At 55.8% G+C, this 15,099-nt stretch carries 16 protein-coding genes; 5 read left to right on the forward strand and 11 right to left on the reverse strand.

From position 1 onward, the window contains the following. Positions 1 to 177: 177 nt before the first annotated feature. From ACR0KG_RS06330 to ACR0KG_RS06345, 4 genes are all read right to left on the reverse strand, one after another. Positions 178 to 969, reverse strand: a complete 792-nt coding sequence (locus tag ACR0KG_RS06330) for a lytic murein transglycosylase (protein ID WP_480546757.1) — start codon at positions 967 to 969, stop codon at positions 178 to 180. A gap of 63 nt (positions 970 to 1,032) precedes the next feature. Beyond that, positions 1,033 to 1,677 carry an MSMEG_1061 family FMN-dependent PPOX-type flavoprotein gene (locus ACR0KG_RS06335; protein WP_480546759.1) on the reverse strand — a complete coding sequence of 215 codons (645 nt, stop codon included), beginning with the start codon at positions 1,675 to 1,677 and terminating at the stop codon, positions 1,033 to 1,035. 102 nt (positions 1,678 to 1,779) lie between these two features. Beyond that, positions 1,780 to 3,186, reverse strand: coding sequence for a type I glutamate--ammonia ligase (gene glnA, locus ACR0KG_RS06340; RefSeq protein WP_170530610.1), 1,407 nt, complete (start codon positions 3,184 to 3,186; stop codon positions 1,780 to 1,782). 33 nt (positions 3,187 to 3,219) lie between these two features. Next, complete coding sequence (locus ACR0KG_RS06345; protein WP_050602105.1) at positions 3,220 to 3,558, reverse strand: P-II family nitrogen regulator; 339 nt, start codon at positions 3,556 to 3,558, stop codon at positions 3,220 to 3,222. Positions 3,559 to 3,727: 169 nt separating this feature from the next. On the opposite strand from ACR0KG_RS06345, the gene ACR0KG_RS06350 reads away from it, so the two are divergent. The 3 genes from ACR0KG_RS06350 to tig all read left to right on the forward strand — a co-directional run bounded on the left by ACR0KG_RS06350 (position 3,728) and on the right by tig (position 8,373). Beyond that, the gene (locus tag ACR0KG_RS06350) at positions 3,728 to 5,434 is read left to right on the forward strand and encodes an NAD(P)H-hydrate dehydratase (protein ID WP_480826788.1); all 1,707 of its coding nucleotides are present in this window, start codon (positions 3,728 to 3,730) and stop codon (positions 5,432 to 5,434) included. A gap of 297 nt (positions 5,435 to 5,731) precedes the next feature. After that, a complete protein-coding gene (locus ACR0KG_RS06355) occupies positions 5,732 to 6,856 on the forward strand; it encodes a porin (RefSeq protein WP_480546763.1) in 1,125 nt (374 codons plus the stop codon). A 185-nt stretch (positions 6,857 to 7,041) separates the two neighbouring features. Continuing rightward, complete coding sequence (tig, locus tag ACR0KG_RS06360; RefSeq protein WP_480546765.1) at positions 7,042 to 8,373, forward strand: trigger factor; 1,332 nt, start codon at positions 7,042 to 7,044, stop codon at positions 8,371 to 8,373. A gap of 99 nt (positions 8,374 to 8,472) precedes the next feature. Here tig and ACR0KG_RS06365 read toward each other — a convergent pair whose 3' ends face one another. From ACR0KG_RS06365 to rpsF, 6 genes are all read right to left on the reverse strand, one after another. After that, entirely contained in the window at positions 8,473 to 9,327 is an 855-nt protein-coding gene (locus ACR0KG_RS06365) for an acyl-homoserine-lactone synthase (RefSeq protein WP_480546767.1), read from the reverse strand. A 107-nt stretch (positions 9,328 to 9,434) separates the two neighbouring features. Continuing rightward, positions 9,435 to 10,136: a LuxR family transcriptional regulator gene (locus tag ACR0KG_RS06370; protein WP_353006449.1), complete on the reverse strand. Its 702-nt coding sequence runs from the start codon at positions 10,134 to 10,136 to the stop codon at positions 9,435 to 9,437. 237 nt (positions 10,137 to 10,373) lie between these two features. Beyond that, positions 10,374 to 10,859, reverse strand: a complete 486-nt coding sequence (locus tag ACR0KG_RS06375; protein ID WP_480542404.1) for a transglycosylase SLT domain-containing protein — start codon at positions 10,857 to 10,859, stop codon at positions 10,374 to 10,376. Positions 10,860 to 11,009: 150 nt separating this feature from the next. Next, on the reverse strand, positions 11,010 to 11,633 hold the full coding sequence (gene rplI, locus ACR0KG_RS06380; RefSeq protein ID WP_480546769.1) for a 50S ribosomal protein L9: 624 nt from the start codon (positions 11,631 to 11,633) through the stop codon (positions 11,010 to 11,012). Positions 11,634 to 11,645: 12 nt separating this feature from the next. Then, positions 11,646 to 11,873, reverse strand: a complete 228-nt coding sequence (gene rpsR / locus ACR0KG_RS06385; protein ID WP_005608650.1) for a 30S ribosomal protein S18 — start codon at positions 11,871 to 11,873, stop codon at positions 11,646 to 11,648. Positions 11,874 to 11,900: 27 nt separating this feature from the next. Next, positions 11,901 to 12,254 carry a 30S ribosomal protein S6 gene (gene rpsF / locus ACR0KG_RS06390; protein WP_170530602.1) on the reverse strand — a complete coding sequence of 118 codons (354 nt, stop codon included), beginning with the start codon at positions 12,252 to 12,254 and terminating at the stop codon, positions 11,901 to 11,903. Positions 12,255 to 12,536: 282 nt separating this feature from the next. On the opposite strand from rpsF, the gene ACR0KG_RS06395 reads away from it, so the two are divergent. Next, positions 12,537 to 13,055: a hypothetical protein gene (locus ACR0KG_RS06395; RefSeq protein WP_480546771.1), complete on the forward strand. Its 519-nt coding sequence runs from the start codon at positions 12,537 to 12,539 to the stop codon at positions 13,053 to 13,055. 129 nt (positions 13,056 to 13,184) lie between these two features. Next, positions 13,185 to 13,757: a YceI family protein gene (locus tag ACR0KG_RS06400; protein WP_480542409.1), complete on the forward strand. Its 573-nt coding sequence runs from the start codon at positions 13,185 to 13,187 to the stop codon at positions 13,755 to 13,757. A 62-nt stretch (positions 13,758 to 13,819) separates the two neighbouring features. On the opposite strand, the gene ACR0KG_RS06405 is transcribed toward ACR0KG_RS06400, so the two are convergent. Next, positions 13,820 to 15,046, reverse strand: a complete 1,227-nt coding sequence (locus ACR0KG_RS06405; RefSeq protein WP_480826789.1) for a cytochrome b/b6 domain-containing protein — start codon at positions 15,044 to 15,046, stop codon at positions 13,820 to 13,822. Between the last annotated feature and the right edge of the window lie 53 nt (positions 15,047 to 15,099).

Raw genomic sequence — 15,099 nt, forward strand, 5'->3', positions numbered from 1 at the left:
GTTGCAAATCAAAGGTTAACAACCGTTTTTGGGTAGAATTTGACGAAAAGTGCAAAAAAATCAGAAAACCGGATGATTGATTACGCTTTGGAAACCAATAAAATAAGGGGTTTTTGCGACCGCTGTGGCGACATTGTGGCGAAATTGCGTAAATCACGTGTTGCGCACATGACTGGGCTATTGGTCGATTCGGGCGGCCATGATGGCGATGGATTGCTGATAAACCGTGGCCGCGTTCCACTGTTCGATAACGGCGAAATTGGGTTGCCCCGGCTGATAGCCGCGCCCCGGTTTCCACCCTTTTTTGCGCAGGAAATTGGCGGTTGAGGCCATTGCATCCGTCAGGTTGTAAAAATCCACGCGGCGATCCCCAGTGGCATCCACACCGTATTTCAGAGCATTGCCTGGCAGGAACTGGGTATGGCCCAGCTCGCCATGTTTTGCCCCTTTTGTCGCCATGGTGATACTGCCCTGATCGACCAGTTTCAGTGCCCCAATTGCATGGGGAACAAAGAACTCGGATCGGCGACAATCATAGGCCAGAGTGGTTATTGCTGACACAACCTGGCTGTCGCCCATGAAATTGCCAAAGCCGGTTTCCATGCCGTGGATGGCAATCAGAACACCTGCTGGCACGCCGTATTGCTGTTCAAGCGCAGCGTAAAACTGCGGGTTCCGCGATTTGCGTTTGCGTCCTTGGGCGACAATCGTGTCTGCGCCGCGCACACGCATGAACTTGTCCAGCGAGTATCTGAAACTCTTCTGATTTCGGTCCGCGGCGATCGTTCTGATGGCATATTGCGTCTGGGCCAGCGCTTGAAGGCCCTTCTTTTTCACTCCTGCCTTGCGGGCCTCCCTGGCGAAATCAGCCTTCCATACCTCGAACCCAGCACTGGTATTTCCGCAAGGGGCCGCATGGCCAAGCATCGGTGCAGAAAGGGCGAGCGTGAGGCTTAGAATGCGCAACATCAAGTCAATTCCTTTGTACAATCTGCACCAAAGCTAAACGCCAACCGTTCCATGGCAAAGGCTTTAATACAGGTCCAACTCGCCTGCTTGCTTGAGGTCTTCGAACCATTCATCAGGCGTTTTGCCGATCTTGGCGTGTTTGACCATCATCGCGTTCATGTTTGGCAGGTCCGAGGAGACCGGCCAATTCTCCGGCTGCCAGAGGTTGGCGCGGATGACGCATTTGGGGCAGTGGGCAAAGGCGGTGTCGACATGCACCAGCAGCGCCAGTTTGGGCGCTTTGCCGTTGACGGCCATGGGCCCCAATAGCGTCTCATCCGCACAGATACGCGCCGTGCCGCGAATGCGTAGCGTCTCGATCTTGCCGGGGACAAAGAAGATCACACTGACGCGTGGGTCCTTCAGAACATTGTGAAAGGTATCAACGCGCTTATTGCCAGGGCGATCGGGGATTGCGAGCAAGTCGTCCGAGATGACATGCACGAACCCTTCGGGGTCACCACGAGGCGAGATATCAAGATACCCGTCCGGGTTGGCTGATGCGATCAGGCACAAGGTGGACCTGTCGATGAAGTCCCTGCACATCTGATCCAGAGCCGACAACTCCTTTGCGATGATCTGAGGCAATGGAGCGCCGGTGATGCCTTCCAGCTGTTCAGCCGAGGTCACATAGTCCGTGAATTGCGCGAACGGGTCATCGGATGACATATGCTCTCTCCCAACCTGTTTTGACGGCCAGTTTGAAAGATCACGCCAAACGAAACAAGGGCGCCCGAATGGACGCCCTTGCAGATGTAACCCAGTGCAGGATCAGCAGCTGTAATACATGCCGTATTCTACCGGGTGCGGTGTGTGCTCGTAGGTTTCGACCTCTTCCATCTTCAGTGCGATGTAGCCGTCGATCTGGTCTTTGGTGAACACGTCGCCCTGCAGCAGGAAGTCGTGATCGGATGCCAGAGCTTCCAGAGCCTCGCGCAGCGAACCGCAAACGGTTGGGATGTCGGCCAGTTCTTCGGCAGGCAGATCGTACAAGTTCTTGTCCATGGCTTCGCCCGGATCGATCTTGTTCTTGATGCCGTCCAAACCGGCCATCAACAGAGCGGCAAACGCCAGATAGGGGTTCGCTGCCGGATCAGGGAAGCGAGCCTCGACCCGCTTGGCCTTCGGGCTTTCGGTCCACGGAATACGGACACAGCCCGAACGGTTACGGGCCGAGTAGGCGCGCAGAACAGGGGCCTCAAAACCCGGGATCAGACGTTTGTAGCTGTTGGTCGACGGGTTGGTGAAGGCGTTCAGGGTCTTGGCGTGCTTCAGAACACCGCCGATGAAGTACAGCGCTTCGTCCGACAGATCGGCGTATTTGTCGCCAGCGAACAGAGGCTTGCCGTCTTTCCAGATCGACATGTTCACATGCATACCGGTGCCGTTGTCACCTGCGATCGGCTTCGGCATGAAGGTGGCCGATTTGCCGTAGGCATGTGCCACGTTGTGGATGACGTACTTGTACTTCTGCAGCTCGTCGGCTTGCTTGGTAAGGCTGTCGAAGATCAGGCCCAGCTCGTGTTGACAGGACGCAACCTCGTGGTGGTGCTTGTCGACCTTCATGCCCAAACGTTTCATGGTCGACAGCATTTCCGAACGCAGGTCCTGGCTTTCATCAATCGGGTTGACCGGGAAGTAACCGCCCTTGACGCCCGGACGATGGCCCATGTTGCCCATTTCGTACTCGGTGTCAGTGTTCCAGGACGCGTCGGTCGCATCCACTTCGTAGGACACCTTGTTGATGCTGTTCGAGAAGCGGACATCGTCAAACAGGAAGAATTCGGCCTCGGGGCCCATATAGGCCACATCACCGATGCCCGAAGATTTCAGGTAGGCTTCGGCTTTTTCAGCGGTGCCACGCGGGTCGCGCTCATACGCTTCACCAGTGTCTGGCTCAACAACCGAGCAGTGCAGACAGATGGTCTTTTCCGCATAGAAAGGATCGACATAAGCGCTGTCGGTGTCGGGCATCAGTTTCATGTCAGATGCTTCGATTGATTTCCAGCCCGCGATGGACGACCCGTCGAACATGAAGCCTTCTTCGAGGAAGTCTTCGTCAACCTGATCGGCCATAACGGTCACGTGCTGAAGTTTGCCGCGCGGGTCGGTGAAGCGGATGTCGACATATTCTGCGTCTTCATCGCGGATCAGCTGAAGAACTGCGTCCTTGCTCATACTATCTATTCCTCTGGTTTGAAGATGGGTGTGTTACAGCGCGTCCGAGCCGGTTTCGCCGGTACGGATGCGAATGGCTTGTTCAACGGGAGAGACAAAGATTTTACCGTCGCCGATCTTGTCGGTTTTTGCGGCCGAAACGATGGCTTCGATGGCGGCGTCGACTTGATCGTCGTCCAGCACCACCTCGACCTTCACTTTGGGTAGGAAGTCGACCACATATTCAGCGCCACGGTACAGTTCCGTGTGACCTTTCTGACGGCCAAAGCCCTTAACCTCGATCACGCTGAGACCCTGGACGCCGACGTCCTGCAATGCCTCTTTAACTTCGTCCAGTTTGAACGGCTTGATGATCGCTTCGATCTTTTTCATCCCGGCTCACCTCGCATGGTTGTCAGACCCGCAGTGATCACGTCTAAATCAGGGGGGCAATGTGATTGCGGATATGGCCTGTGCCGGATGGATGGAAATCCTGTCACGGGTTAATTTTTGCGCATGTTGCACAAAAAATAATCGAAATTGAATCGCGTGAGGGTTCGGGATGGTGGAATTGCTGACAGCGGCGCAGATGAAGGCGGTTGAGCAGGCGGCGATCGAGTCCGGCGAAGTCACCGGATTGGAATTGATGGAGCGCGCAGGGCAGGGCGTTGTCGAGGCGATCTTTGAGGAATGGCCGGAGTTGAAGGATCGCGGGGCCGGCCCGTCGTCATCGGTTGTTCGAACCGACGACGCAAACGATCAAGACCGCTCCCCGAGAGATTTGGGGCCAGATGAAGGGGATCCCCTGCGTGCGGTGGTTCTGTGCGGGCCGGGGAACAATGGCGGTGACGGGTTTGTCGTGGCGCGGTTGTTGCGAGAGCGGGGATGGGAGGTCGAAGTTTTTCTATATGGCGATCCCGAGAAACTGCCTCCGGACGCGCGGGTGAATTATGAGCGGTGGGTGGAGTTTGGGGATGTGTCTCCGCTTCCCGAAGGCTTCTGGTTGCCTCAGTGCGATCTCCATGTCGATGCACTATTTGGCACGGGGTTGACGCGAAGCGTATCTGAGAAAGTATCTTATTCGCTTTCATACCTTCATAAGCGGCATCCGCATTTTGTTGCGGTCGCGGTCGATATCGCCTCGGGGCTGTGCGCCGACAGCGGCCGTCCGATTGGCGTATCGGGTAAGGCCGACCTGACGGTCACGTTTCACAATGCAAAGCTGGGTCATTTTTTGAGTGAAGGACCAGAGCGGTCGGGCCGCGTTGTGGTCAAAGAGATCGGTTTGCCTGTGCCGGTTTTCGAGTCAACTGACGAATTGATTGCGTATGTGAATGACCCGGCACGAGTGCGGACGAATGTGGAAGATTTCAGAAAAGAACAAAACCAGGCAGATAGCCATCGAAGGGCGATTGCAAAGCTTGTTAGTCCTTCCAGTGCCTTGAGCAAAACGGACAGTACTCACAAGTACTCTCACGGCCATGCCCTGATCCTGTCAGGCGGCCCCGGTAAAACCGGCGCCGCGCGATTGGCAGCGCGGGGGGCTTTGCGGATCGGGGCGGGGCTGGTGACGTTGGGTGTGCCTCCTTCGGCGCAGGTGGAGGTTGCGGCGCAGGTGGCGGCGATCATGTTGCAGCGGGTTGAAGGTGCAGACGGGTTGTCCGAAGTATTGCTGGACGAGCGGCTGAACGCCTTGTGTCTTGGACCCGGGTTGGGTTTGGAACGTGCGCGCGAACTCGTGCCGGTTGCCTTGGAAGCCGGGCGCGCGACGGTTCTGGATGCGGATACTTTGACTGCTTTTGCAGATGACCCAGCCGCGCTGTTCGCCCAACTGCACAAGCACTGTGTGCTGACCCCACATGGGGGCGAGTTCGCGCGACTGTTTCCGGACATCTCGGAAAAACTGAACGTTGTGCCAACCAAAGGCCCGGCCTATTCCAAGGTCGATGCAACGCGAGAGGCTGCCAAACGGGCAGGGTGCGTTTTGCTGTTCAAAGGGCCAGACACGGTGATTGCCGACCCGAACGGGCGATGCTCGATCAATGCTGCGGTCTATGAACGTGCAGCCCCTTGGCTGGCAACAGCCGGGTCGGGTGATGTACTGGCCGGGTTTATCACTGGTTTGCTTGCGCGCGGTTTTGGCCCGATGCAGGCCGCAGAAAGCGCAGCCTGGCTGCATGTGGAATGTGCCCGACAGTTCGGGCCGGGCTTGATTGCCGAGGACTTGCCTGAGCAACTGCCGGCCGTGTTTCGGACACTGGAGACGTGAAGGCAATCAGCGGGTTTTGGCCGAGATCGCTAAGAAATAGAGGCTTTATATCGCTGCCGATCGCTGGGCGATGCCTGGGATTTGCAAGAGTCACGCCAAAGGTGCAAACTTGCCTTGGTGGATCAAAAGAGACACCACGCAATTCCAAGCTAGTGATCAAAACAATGTTTATGCCCACATCCGTGGGATTTGGCAGCTGAATCGACGGCGGGCGACCCGGAACCTGCATCACAGGAAACACATGTTTTTGTGATTGTCTGGGCAGTACCAAAACCTAAGCCATTGATGGTGATTGATATGAACTCTTATTTCAAACCAACATCTGCGACCGCCATTTTGGTCACAGCCACTGCGACCTCGGCGTTCGCCGAATTGAAGTATGAAAACAACAGTGGCGGTTATGTCGAACTGTATGGTCAGTTCAACCCGGCGCTGATCTCAGTCGACGATGGGCAGGAAACCGAAACCCGCGTGCTCGACAATGATCTGTCCAACAGCCGGGTTGGCCTGCGTCTGATGCAGCCCTTCGGGACCAACGAATTCACGTTCCGATTTGAAACCGGGTTAGGTTTGCCCGGATCGGCATCAGCTGATCAGTTCGGCACTAACAGCGATGGGTGGTCGCGTGAGGATATCCGACATGTGGATTTCGCGCTGAAAGGGGGATGGGGCAAATTCTCGGCCGGACAGGGCAGCATGGCCTCGGACGGGGCGGCTGAGGTGGACCTGACCTATGTTGGTACGGCGCTTTATTCCTTTACCAATGATGAGAATTCCAGCTTCTTTTATCGTGGTACTGATGGCGTTCTGAGTGACATCACAATCGGAGACAGTAGCAGCAACTTCGATGGGTCCCGGCGCGGCCGCATTCGCTATGACACGCCAGATTTCAACGGGTTTTCAGCCGCCATCGCCTATGGTCAGAACATTCTGTCCAGCAGTGATGATGATGACTACTACGATATCAGCCTTGGATATCAATCCACCTTTGCTGGCGGCGCTGAATTCAAAGCCGCGCTGGCCTTTGCCGTGCGGTCGCGTGATGACAATTCCGGGGACCGCAAGGATACGATCGGATCCGCCTCGGTTCTGTTGCCCAGCGGGTTAGGCGTTACATTCGCGGCTGGTACCCGGGATGAGGATGAGGCTGGCGTCTCGGATCCCAGTTTCTGGTATGGGAAGCTGTCATATGAAGGCGATTGGATAGCCTGGGGAAAAACCGGTGTCGGTATCGACTATTATGACGGCTCGGACTTCGAGACTGACGGTTCTAGTACCCAGGCCTGGGGGATCGCTGTGGTTCAGCGGATCGACAGCATCAATACCGATGCCTACCTGAAATACCGCAATCACGATTTTGATGACGGGACTTCGTTCGACAAGAATGCGGCTTGGGTTCTGGGCGCGCGCTGGCGGTTCTAATTGCATGTTCTGAAGGAACGCACGGGCCCAGCTTTGATACTGAGCGTTTTTTCGTTGCAGACACCCTAAAACCGGAGTTATCGGGCCTTTGACCCCTTGCACGCGGGCGGCTGTGCAAATAGAAGGCGTCAAATTTGCCCGGCGCGCCCGTGTTGCGCGCCCCGAATCCTATGGGGACTACCATAATGCAGGTTACCGAGACGCTTAACGAAGGTCTGAAACGCGGCTACAACATCGTTGTGACCGCAGCCGAGCTGGACGACAAGGTCAACGAGAAGCTGACCGAGGCGCAGCCCGAAGTTGAGATGAAGGGCTTCCGCAAAGGCAAGGTGCCGATGGCGCTGCTGAAGAAGCAATTTGGCCAGCGCCTGCTGGGCGAAGCGATGCAGGAAACCATCGACGGTGCGATGAACAAGCACTTTGAAGACAGCGGTGAGCGCCCTGCGTTGCAGCCTGAGGTCAAGATGACCAACGAGGACTGGAAAGAAGGCGACGATGTCGAGGTCGCAATGTCCTACGAGGCGCTGCCGGAAATCCCAGAAGTTGATCTGAAATCGGTTGAGCTGGAAAAGCTGGTTGTCAAAGCCGATGACGCAGCCGTTGAAGAAGCGCTGAACAACCTGGCGGAAACCGCGCAGGACTTCAAAGCACGTCGCAAGGGTTCGAAAGCCAAGGATGGCGATCAGATCGTGTTCGACTTTGTCGGCAAGGTCGATGGCGAAGAGTTCGAAGGTGGCTCGGCCGAGGACTACCCGCTGGTTCTGGGCTCGAACAGCTTCATCCCCGGCTTTGAAGAGCAGCTGGTTGGCGTGAAGGCCGATGAAGAAAAGGACGTGAACGTCACGTTCCCAGAAGAATACGGCGCGGAACACCTGGCCGGTAAAGATGCGGTTTTCAGCTGCACAATCAAAGAAGTGAAAGAACCGGTTGCTGCGGAGCTGAATGACGAGCTGGCCAAGAAATTCGGTGCTGAAGATCTGGATGCCCTGAAAGGTCAGATTTCTGAACGTCTGGAAGCTGAATATGCGGGCGCCTCGCGCGCTGTTATGAAGCGCGGCCTACTGGATGTGCTGGACGAGAAAGTCTCGTTTGACCTGCCCCCGTCGCTGGTTGAGGCCGAGGCCAAGCAGATCGCCCATCAGCTGTTCCACGAAGAAAACCCGGATGTGGAAGGCCACGACCACGGCGAGGTTGAGCCGACCGACGAGCACAACAAGCTGGCCGAGCGCCGCGTACGTCTGGGCTTGCTGTTGGCTGAACTGGGCCAAAAGGCTGAGGTTGAAGTGACCGATGCCGAGATGACCCAGGCCATCATGAACCAGGCGCGTCAGTACCCGGGTCAGGAACGCCAGTTCTTTGAGTTTGTGCAGCAGAACGCCCAGATGCAGCAGCAGCTGCGCGCGCCTATCTTCGAGGACAAGGTTGTCGACTACGTGTTCGAACTGGCCACGGTTGCGGACAAAGAAGTCAGCAAAGACGATCTGCAAAAAGCAGTTGAGGCACTGGAAGAGGAATAATCCTCTTCCCCCCCTTTTGTGGGGGCTGAAAATAGAGCGGAGCCGCCTTTGAATAAGGCGGCTCCGCGTGGGTGGCTTTTGTATTATGAGGTGAGGGGGTCAGGCCTCATGAGCAAAAGCACGGGGGGTATCTAGCAGAGCATGTCTTTGCTCTGGCGTGAAGGTATCGGTCAGCGTTTCGATCAACCGAAGAACATCTTGACGTTCTTCTTCGGTGCGCGCTGCGCTCATCTGCTCGACAAAGTATTTCTCAAGATCGGTGAGCGGTTTGTGATCGCGGTTCGCGGGTTGCTGCTCGATGGTTTTCTTCGAGTTGAACAGGGCCAGCGCCTCTTCTTCTTCCAAGAACACGTCCTCGTGTATACCGGCGAATTCGCGAATGCCTTGGATACGTTCGTCAGTACAATCCAGCAGTGCGGCCAGAGCCGACACTTTGCCCATCGGAACGGTTTTGCCCACATAGTCGTACGGCGCGCAATTCGAGCGTTTCAGAACCCGGTCCATGACCGGATCAATGACAGTGATGATGTCTTCCATGCCAGCATTCTTGGCGTATTCTAGCGAGCCAATCATCAATTCGCAGGTCGCATAAGAGACCGAGTTTTTCTCTTTCCCGCGGCTGAGCCTTTGAGTGTCGACGCAGAAGCGTGTGGATTCCCACATTCTTGCGCTACGGATCGGAGCTTCTCCGTCGAGAATGGCTGAGAAAACATCAGCCAGCATGTGAGGTCCGGTGGTCTGTAGGGCACGCACCGCTGCGACGACATTCCCCCCGTCGTCGAGTCCGATCACGTATGCCGGGTCCAGATGATCGAATTCGTCAATCTCTTTCCCGTCTTCGATCTTTACGTCCCATCCAAGGCGCCCGCCGAAAACGCGCGCGCGCAGTTCAAACATTTCGTCGAGAACTTCGCCGAACAGGTGTCTGTTCAGCCCATCAACAACAACAATCATTTTTTCCCCCTTCGAGTGGTTGTTCGGTAAACTAGACGTTACCGTTTTGTCGGGGGTTTTCTATTGGGGGTTTCCCGTATTTTGGCAGAATTTGGGGTTTTTTGTGGTTAACTAGGCGTAATGAGGCCAATGGCAATAGCTCGACCAACCGCTTGTGGCGTTGTCAATGCGCTGAGTTTCTCGCGGCTGGATCGCAGATGAACCTCAACCGTGCGATGTGAAATCGATAGGATATCGCCGATATCCTGTTGCGATTTCCCCGCTGCAACCCATTGTAGAATCTCGACTTCACGTGTCGAGAGGTTGGGATGGTAGAGCGCACTTGTGACCTCATCAGAAGACACGACATGGTCGTGAATATGTACAGCCATGGATTGCAAGTCGCCAATCACATGGGTGTAGAGCTTGCGCCACTCTTCCTTGCTGCAGTCGCGCGAGGCGCTTAGCAATCCGATATCCCCGAACGGTCCGCGGACAGGTATCGTAACACCTTGGTTTGATATACCAAATTCACTGGCATCATTGAACATGCGCTGGAATTCAGGGCCGCGTTCCAACCGGCTCCAATCCACGGGTGCAATACTGCGGCGGGCCATGTGGATCGTGGGGTCGATCATGATCAGCCCCTGGTTCTGATAATGTTCGGTCCAAGCATCGTCATAGGTTACAAAGCCCGCAACCGTACCAGACGCAGGGTTCATGCCTGCATAGGCGGCATGATCCATATCATGCTTTTCGCACACTTGTTTCAGAAACTCGGTGTACCGAGTTTCTGCATCCGGCAGAGTGCTCAGATCAACAATTTCCATGCGGCGTCTACCAACTGCGGCCCATCCCACAAGCCCGATGGTGTCTTCGGACCAGTAGTAAACTTAGAGCGGAACCCAAATTACCTCACATTAGAAAGGACAACATACTTTTGAGAATATGACAAGGCGAGGTGCCAATTGTCTGCACATTTGAGTATAACTTGCGTAGATTAGAACATTTATATCACTATTGCCAAATTCCAAATCCACAGGCGGTGTCCCGGAAATGGCACGGTGTCAGGGGGCCGGTCTCAGGCCTGTTTCAACCAGCATTCCGCGCGCTTTTGCTTCGGGATAGAAGCCTTTGGCGTACAGGAAAATCGCTCGTTGCTGGTCACCATCGGATAGCAGCCATGCACCCCGTAGGTACTTCCCAGCGAACTCCAGATTGGTGTCCGCGTCCAGAAGGCCCTGAGCGTCGCCCTGATAACCCATTGAGCGCGCTGTGGCCGGCAGAATCTGCAACAGTCCGTAATACGGTCGGTTCACAGCCCACGGTCTGTGCGTACTTTCACGGATCGCTAGCTTGTGAACGAGTTCGCGGGGCAGGTCGTAATGATCAGCCCAATTGTTGATGGATGCACGTAGTTCTGGAGTTTCATTGGGGTAGAGCGGAGGATCGAATGCTTCGGTGTCGTTCCGCGATACCTCGGCGGCGCTACACGCGCTTAGGGCTGAGATCGCGATCAAGGTGATGAGGCCACGACGGGAGAAGACTGCCATTTATGTACTCCAAGCTCAGAACTGCGATGATATGGATCGCATTGGGTGTCGCAACCGTATCCCTGAATTTGGGCCGAATTTTGCTGGTTGGAAAATAAAAAAAGGGCCGCGCGGAAGGCGCAGCCCTTTGTTGTCTTCAGCGAGGCCTGATCAGGCTTTTGCTTCGTCTTCTTCAGCAGCGGGTGCTGCGTCGGCAACCAGTTCGTCATCATCCGATGCGGCCGAGCCGATATCGTCGAACAGTTCGGCGATTTCGAATTCAGCAGCGGCTTCTTCTTCGGCAGCCAGTTCCTGAATCGATTTGCCCGAAGCTTGCAGTTCGGCTTCTTCTTCCGAACGGGCAACGTTCATCTTGATTTCGACTTCAACTTCGGGGTGCAGCTTTACGGCGAGCGCGTGCAGACCCAATTCCTTGATCGGTGCGATCAAGGCAATCTGTTTCTTGTCGACGGTAAAGCCTGCTTCGGTTGCGGCGTCTGCGGCGTCACGCGGGGTGACCGAGCCGTAGAGAGCGCCCGAATCCGATGCCGAGCGAATCACGATGAACTGCTGACCATCCAGCTTTTCAGCCAGCGCTTCAGCTTCTTTCTTGGTTTCCAGGTTGTGCGCTTCAAGCTGCGCCTTGCGGGCTTCGAACGAGGCGATGTTCGACTCGGACGCGCTCAGGGCTTTGCCCTGGGGCAGCAGGAAGTTGCGGGCGTAGCCGGGCTTGACGTCAACGACGTCGCCCATCTGACCCAGTTTCGCAACGCGTTCCAGAAGGATAACTTGCATGTCAGTCTCTCCTTACTTCACGGCGTAGGGCAGCAGGGCGAGGAAGCGGGCGCGCTTGATAGCACGGGCCAGTTCACGCTGCTTTTTCGCCGAAACGGCGGTGATGCGCGAAGGTACGATCTTGCCACGCTCAGAGATGTAGCGCTGCAGAAGACGGGTGTCTTTGTAGTCGATTTTCGGCGCGTTCTCACCCGAGAACGGGCAGACCTTGCGGCGGCGGAAAAATGGTTTTGCGGCCATGGTTTATGTCCTTTCGTCAGGCGTTGATCAGCGGCGCTCGCGGCGGCCTTCGCGCTCGTCGCGCTTCTGCATCTGGACCGAGGGGCCCTCGGCGTGCTCGTCGACCTTGATGGTCAGAACGCGCATCACGTCATCATGCAGGCGCATCAGGCGCTCCATTTCCTGAACGGCGCCGGCGGGGGCGTCGGTCTTCAGGAAAGAGTAGTGACCCTTGCGGTTCTTGTTGATCTTGTAGGCCATTGTCTTAACGCCCCAGTACTCGCTGTCGATGACGTTGCCGCCATTGTCAGCCAGAACGGTGCCGAAGTGTTCGACAAGGCTTTCTGCCTGCGCGTTGGACAGATCCTGACGCGCGATCATTACATGCTCATAAAGTGGCATGTTCACTCCTGTTTATATCAAGGCGCATTTCAAAGGCGGGGCCATCTGGTCCTTCGCGACCCTGCCACGAGAGGCTGCGCGATTCATACGTAATGCGAAGGATGGCCCGATATACACGTTTCAGCGCGCGGGGCAAGACCTGCCATAGATGCCTTGGTGAAGTCGCCCAATTTCCTTTGCTGCGCCCAATTCCTGACGCTTTTCGGCTCAAGGTTGTTTACCAAACCGGAGATGAGCCGGACAGTTAGCCGAGAAAGGCAACCTATTCAGGGTGAATATGTTATGACCGCGATGAACACAAACACACTTACCAAGCAGACCCCCAGCGCGAGCTTTGAGCATTCGGTGCCGGTCAAGATCGCGTTCAAGGCGAATTGGCAGGCGCGGATCATTCTAGCGCGGGTTGTTGGCGCGTTTCTGATCGTCTCTGCCTTTTCCATGTGGCTGATGCCCGGGTCGGTGATTGGCGCTGAGGTCTGGCCGATCAAACTGGCTGCGTCCATGTTGTTCCTGATGATCGGGGTCAGCCTACTGACGATCGAGTTGATGGACCCGCGTCCAGACGCCTATTTTGATCCAATCCGCCGCGAAGTGCGCATTCTTCAAAAGAATGAAAACGGTCGCCCACAGACCGTACTGCGCCGCAGCTATGACACGTTGGGTGGAGCCCGTTTCGAGGACGATGAGGTGGAACTCTATGACGTCGATGGCAGTCTTTTGATGAAGCTGCCCTTGCAATCGGCGGATGTTAGCCGAGCGCTCAAAGCGCAATTGAGCCAAACAGTAACAATTTTCGCTTGATTTTTATTCTGTTCAAAAAGGAACAGAGTTTGTGAATCAAAATGACTTGTGTGCCGCCGTTTGGCGGCACATTTTTGTTTCCGAGCAAACGCACTAGTTTGCATAGTGTTCATAAACCCGGAGACTGTCATGAAATCCACACTTCTTGCCGCCGCGCTTGCACTGTCGGCGACCACAGCGTTCGCCAGTGCCGAGAAATACGTTCTGGACCCAAGCCACAGCCAGGTGATCTTCAGCTATGACCACCTTGGTTTCTCGACCACCTATGGCATGTTCTCGGGCTTTGAGGGCGAGATCATGTTTGATCAGGAAGACCCCGCAGCCTCGACTGTGTCGGTCTCCATGCCTGTGATGTCGATGTTCACCGGCTGGGAAGCGCGCGAAGATCACTTCATGACCGAAGACTTCTTTGGTGCTTCCGAGGGCGACATGGTCACTTTTACCTCGACCGGTATTGAAGTCACCGGCGAAGGTACAGCCAATATCACAGGTGATCTGACTATGAATGGTGTCACCAAATCGGTTGTTCTGGATGCAAAGCTGAACAAAGTGGATCAGCACCCGATGGCAAACAAGCCTTGGGCTGGTTTCAACGCGACCACAACTCTGGTCCGCAGCGAATTTGATCTGGGCCAGTTCGCCCCGTTCGTCAGCGATGAAGTCGAAGTTCAGATCTCGGTCGAAGCGCAAAAAGCAGACTAAGATCCGATCTAATTCTGGAAAAGAAACCGCCGGTGGCTTTGCCTCGGCGGTTTTTCATAGGTTTATTCGGCCCGGATCGCGGTCAGCTCAATCGCAACCGATACGGCAAAGGCCAGCGAATCCTCGGCTGGCATTGTCGCGCCGATATCGAAATCGAGACGGTTTAGCTCTAGCCGCCCTGCAACGGTTGCGGTGTTGCCCTGAAGTGCCAGGTCGAACGGCAAGACCACATCCAGCGTCTTGTCTCGAATGGTCAGGGGGCCGCGGGCCTCGTACCCGGTTTCTGTTTTATACAGGTCGGCTGCAAACCGCGCGGTTGGAAACTGGCTGCTGTCAAAGAAATCAGCACCCGTCGCCTGATCCGTGACCGTTCCAAGGGTAAGCGATCCGATAGATACATTTACATCAACTGATCCGGCAAGACCGGGCTCAGATGGGTCCTCGAAAGCGATGGCTGCTGTCCAATCCGCGAAACTACCGGTGACCGGGCTGCCCAGCTGCGTGATCGTGATCGACAAACTGCCTTCCTGCACCTGCCAATCCGATTGCACCTCGGCCAGCTCTGTCGTGTCGGTATGTGTCTTGGAGTGATCTGCAAAGATGCCGATCATCCCGCCGCCGATCAGAACCGCGCCCCAGAGGCACAGCGCTGCGAAGGCGGGCAGGATCGAGTGGTGTTGGGCCGGGGGCTCCGGGGCGTCAGAGTGGCCGGGCAACATGCGACGCAGGGTACTGTCCTTATCAATGACATGGTGCTTCAAAGCGCCCATGATGTGCAGTGCCAATGACCCCGCCAGAACCCAAATGAACAGCCAGTGCAGCCCGGCTGTAACCTCTGCCACATAGGGCGATTTGGGAACAAAGGGCAGGTTTTGGCCAAAGGGCCAGAAAATCGGAGCAAATCCTTCGGCAGCGGCGTGATGTATCCAGCCCGTCAGCGGGACAAGAACCAGAGAGGCATAGAGCATCCAATGCACCGTCTCGGCGGCGAAGGCTTCGGGCTTGTTTTCGGCATTCAGCAGCCCGGGTTTGGTTTGCGTGACGGCCCAGAGGATGCGCCCCAGCGCGACAAAGAACACTGCGATCCCAACGGTCTTATGAATTGAGAATATCTGAGCAGCGCGGGCGATATCCTCTTCTGTGGTCGGGATAGAGGGGTCGTAGATCGCGTGGGCCAGTTGGTTTGCGAACCATCCCAAAGGCAGTGCCGTAAAAATCAGCAGAGCGGTCAGCCAGTGAAAGGCTTTGGTTACACTGCCATAGCTTGAGAACGTGTTATTTGCGGGCATCGGATGGGAACTCCGGATTTGTTTGGCTGTGTCCAACCTAAAGCCACCGGGCG

This window comes from Ruegeria sp. H4 (genome assembly GCF_056533065.1).

Excerpts from the sequence above, each read along its gene's own strand:
- rplI (WP_480546769.1), bottom strand. The coding sequence starts at position 11,633 with ATGCAAGTTATCCTTCTGGAACGCGTTGCGAAACTGGGTCAGATGGGC.
- ACR0KG_RS06355 (WP_480546763.1), top strand. The coding sequence starts at position 5,732 with ATGAACTCTTATTTCAAACCAACATCTGCGACCGCCATTTTGGTCACA.
- ACR0KG_RS06370 (WP_353006449.1), bottom strand. The coding sequence starts at position 10,136 with ATGGAAATTGTTGATCTGAGCACTCTGCCGGATGCAGAAACTCGGTAC.
- glnA (WP_170530610.1), bottom strand. The coding sequence starts at position 3,186 with ATGAGCAAGGACGCAGTTCTTCAGCTGATCCGCGATGAAGACGCAGAA.
- tig (WP_480546765.1), top strand. The coding sequence starts at position 7,042 with ATGCAGGTTACCGAGACGCTTAACGAAGGTCTGAAACGCGGCTACAAC.
- ACR0KG_RS06375 (WP_480542404.1), bottom strand. The coding sequence starts at position 10,859 with ATGGCAGTCTTCTCCCGTCGTGGCCTCATCACCTTGATCGCGATCTCA.
- ACR0KG_RS06405 (WP_480826789.1), bottom strand. The coding sequence starts at position 15,046 with ATGCCCGCAAATAACACGTTCTCAAGCTATGGCAGTGTAACCAAAGCC.
- rpsR (WP_005608650.1), bottom strand. The coding sequence starts at position 11,873 with ATGGCCGCAAAACCATTTTTCCGCCGCCGCAAGGTCTGCCCGTTCTCG.
- ACR0KG_RS06365 (WP_480546767.1), bottom strand. The coding sequence starts at position 9,327 with ATGATTGTTGTTGTTGATGGGCTGAACAGACACCTGTTCGGCGAAGTT.
- rpsF (WP_170530602.1), bottom strand. The coding sequence starts at position 12,254 with ATGCCACTTTATGAGCATGTAATGATCGCGCGTCAGGATCTGTCCAAC.
- ACR0KG_RS06350 (WP_480826788.1), top strand. The coding sequence starts at position 3,728 with ATGGTGGAATTGCTGACAGCGGCGCAGATGAAGGCGGTTGAGCAGGCG.
- ACR0KG_RS06400 (WP_480542409.1), top strand. The coding sequence starts at position 13,185 with ATGAAATCCACACTTCTTGCCGCCGCGCTTGCACTGTCGGCGACCACA.
- ACR0KG_RS06330 (WP_480546757.1), bottom strand. The coding sequence starts at position 969 with ATGTTGCGCATTCTAAGCCTCACGCTCGCCCTTTCTGCACCGATGCTT.
- ACR0KG_RS06395 (WP_480546771.1), top strand. The coding sequence starts at position 12,537 with ATGACCGCGATGAACACAAACACACTTACCAAGCAGACCCCCAGCGCG.
- ACR0KG_RS06345 (WP_050602105.1), bottom strand. The coding sequence starts at position 3,558 with ATGAAAAAGATCGAAGCGATCATCAAGCCGTTCAAACTGGACGAAGTT.
- ACR0KG_RS06335 (WP_480546759.1), bottom strand. The coding sequence starts at position 1,677 with ATGTCATCCGATGACCCGTTCGCGCAATTCACGGACTATGTGACCTCG.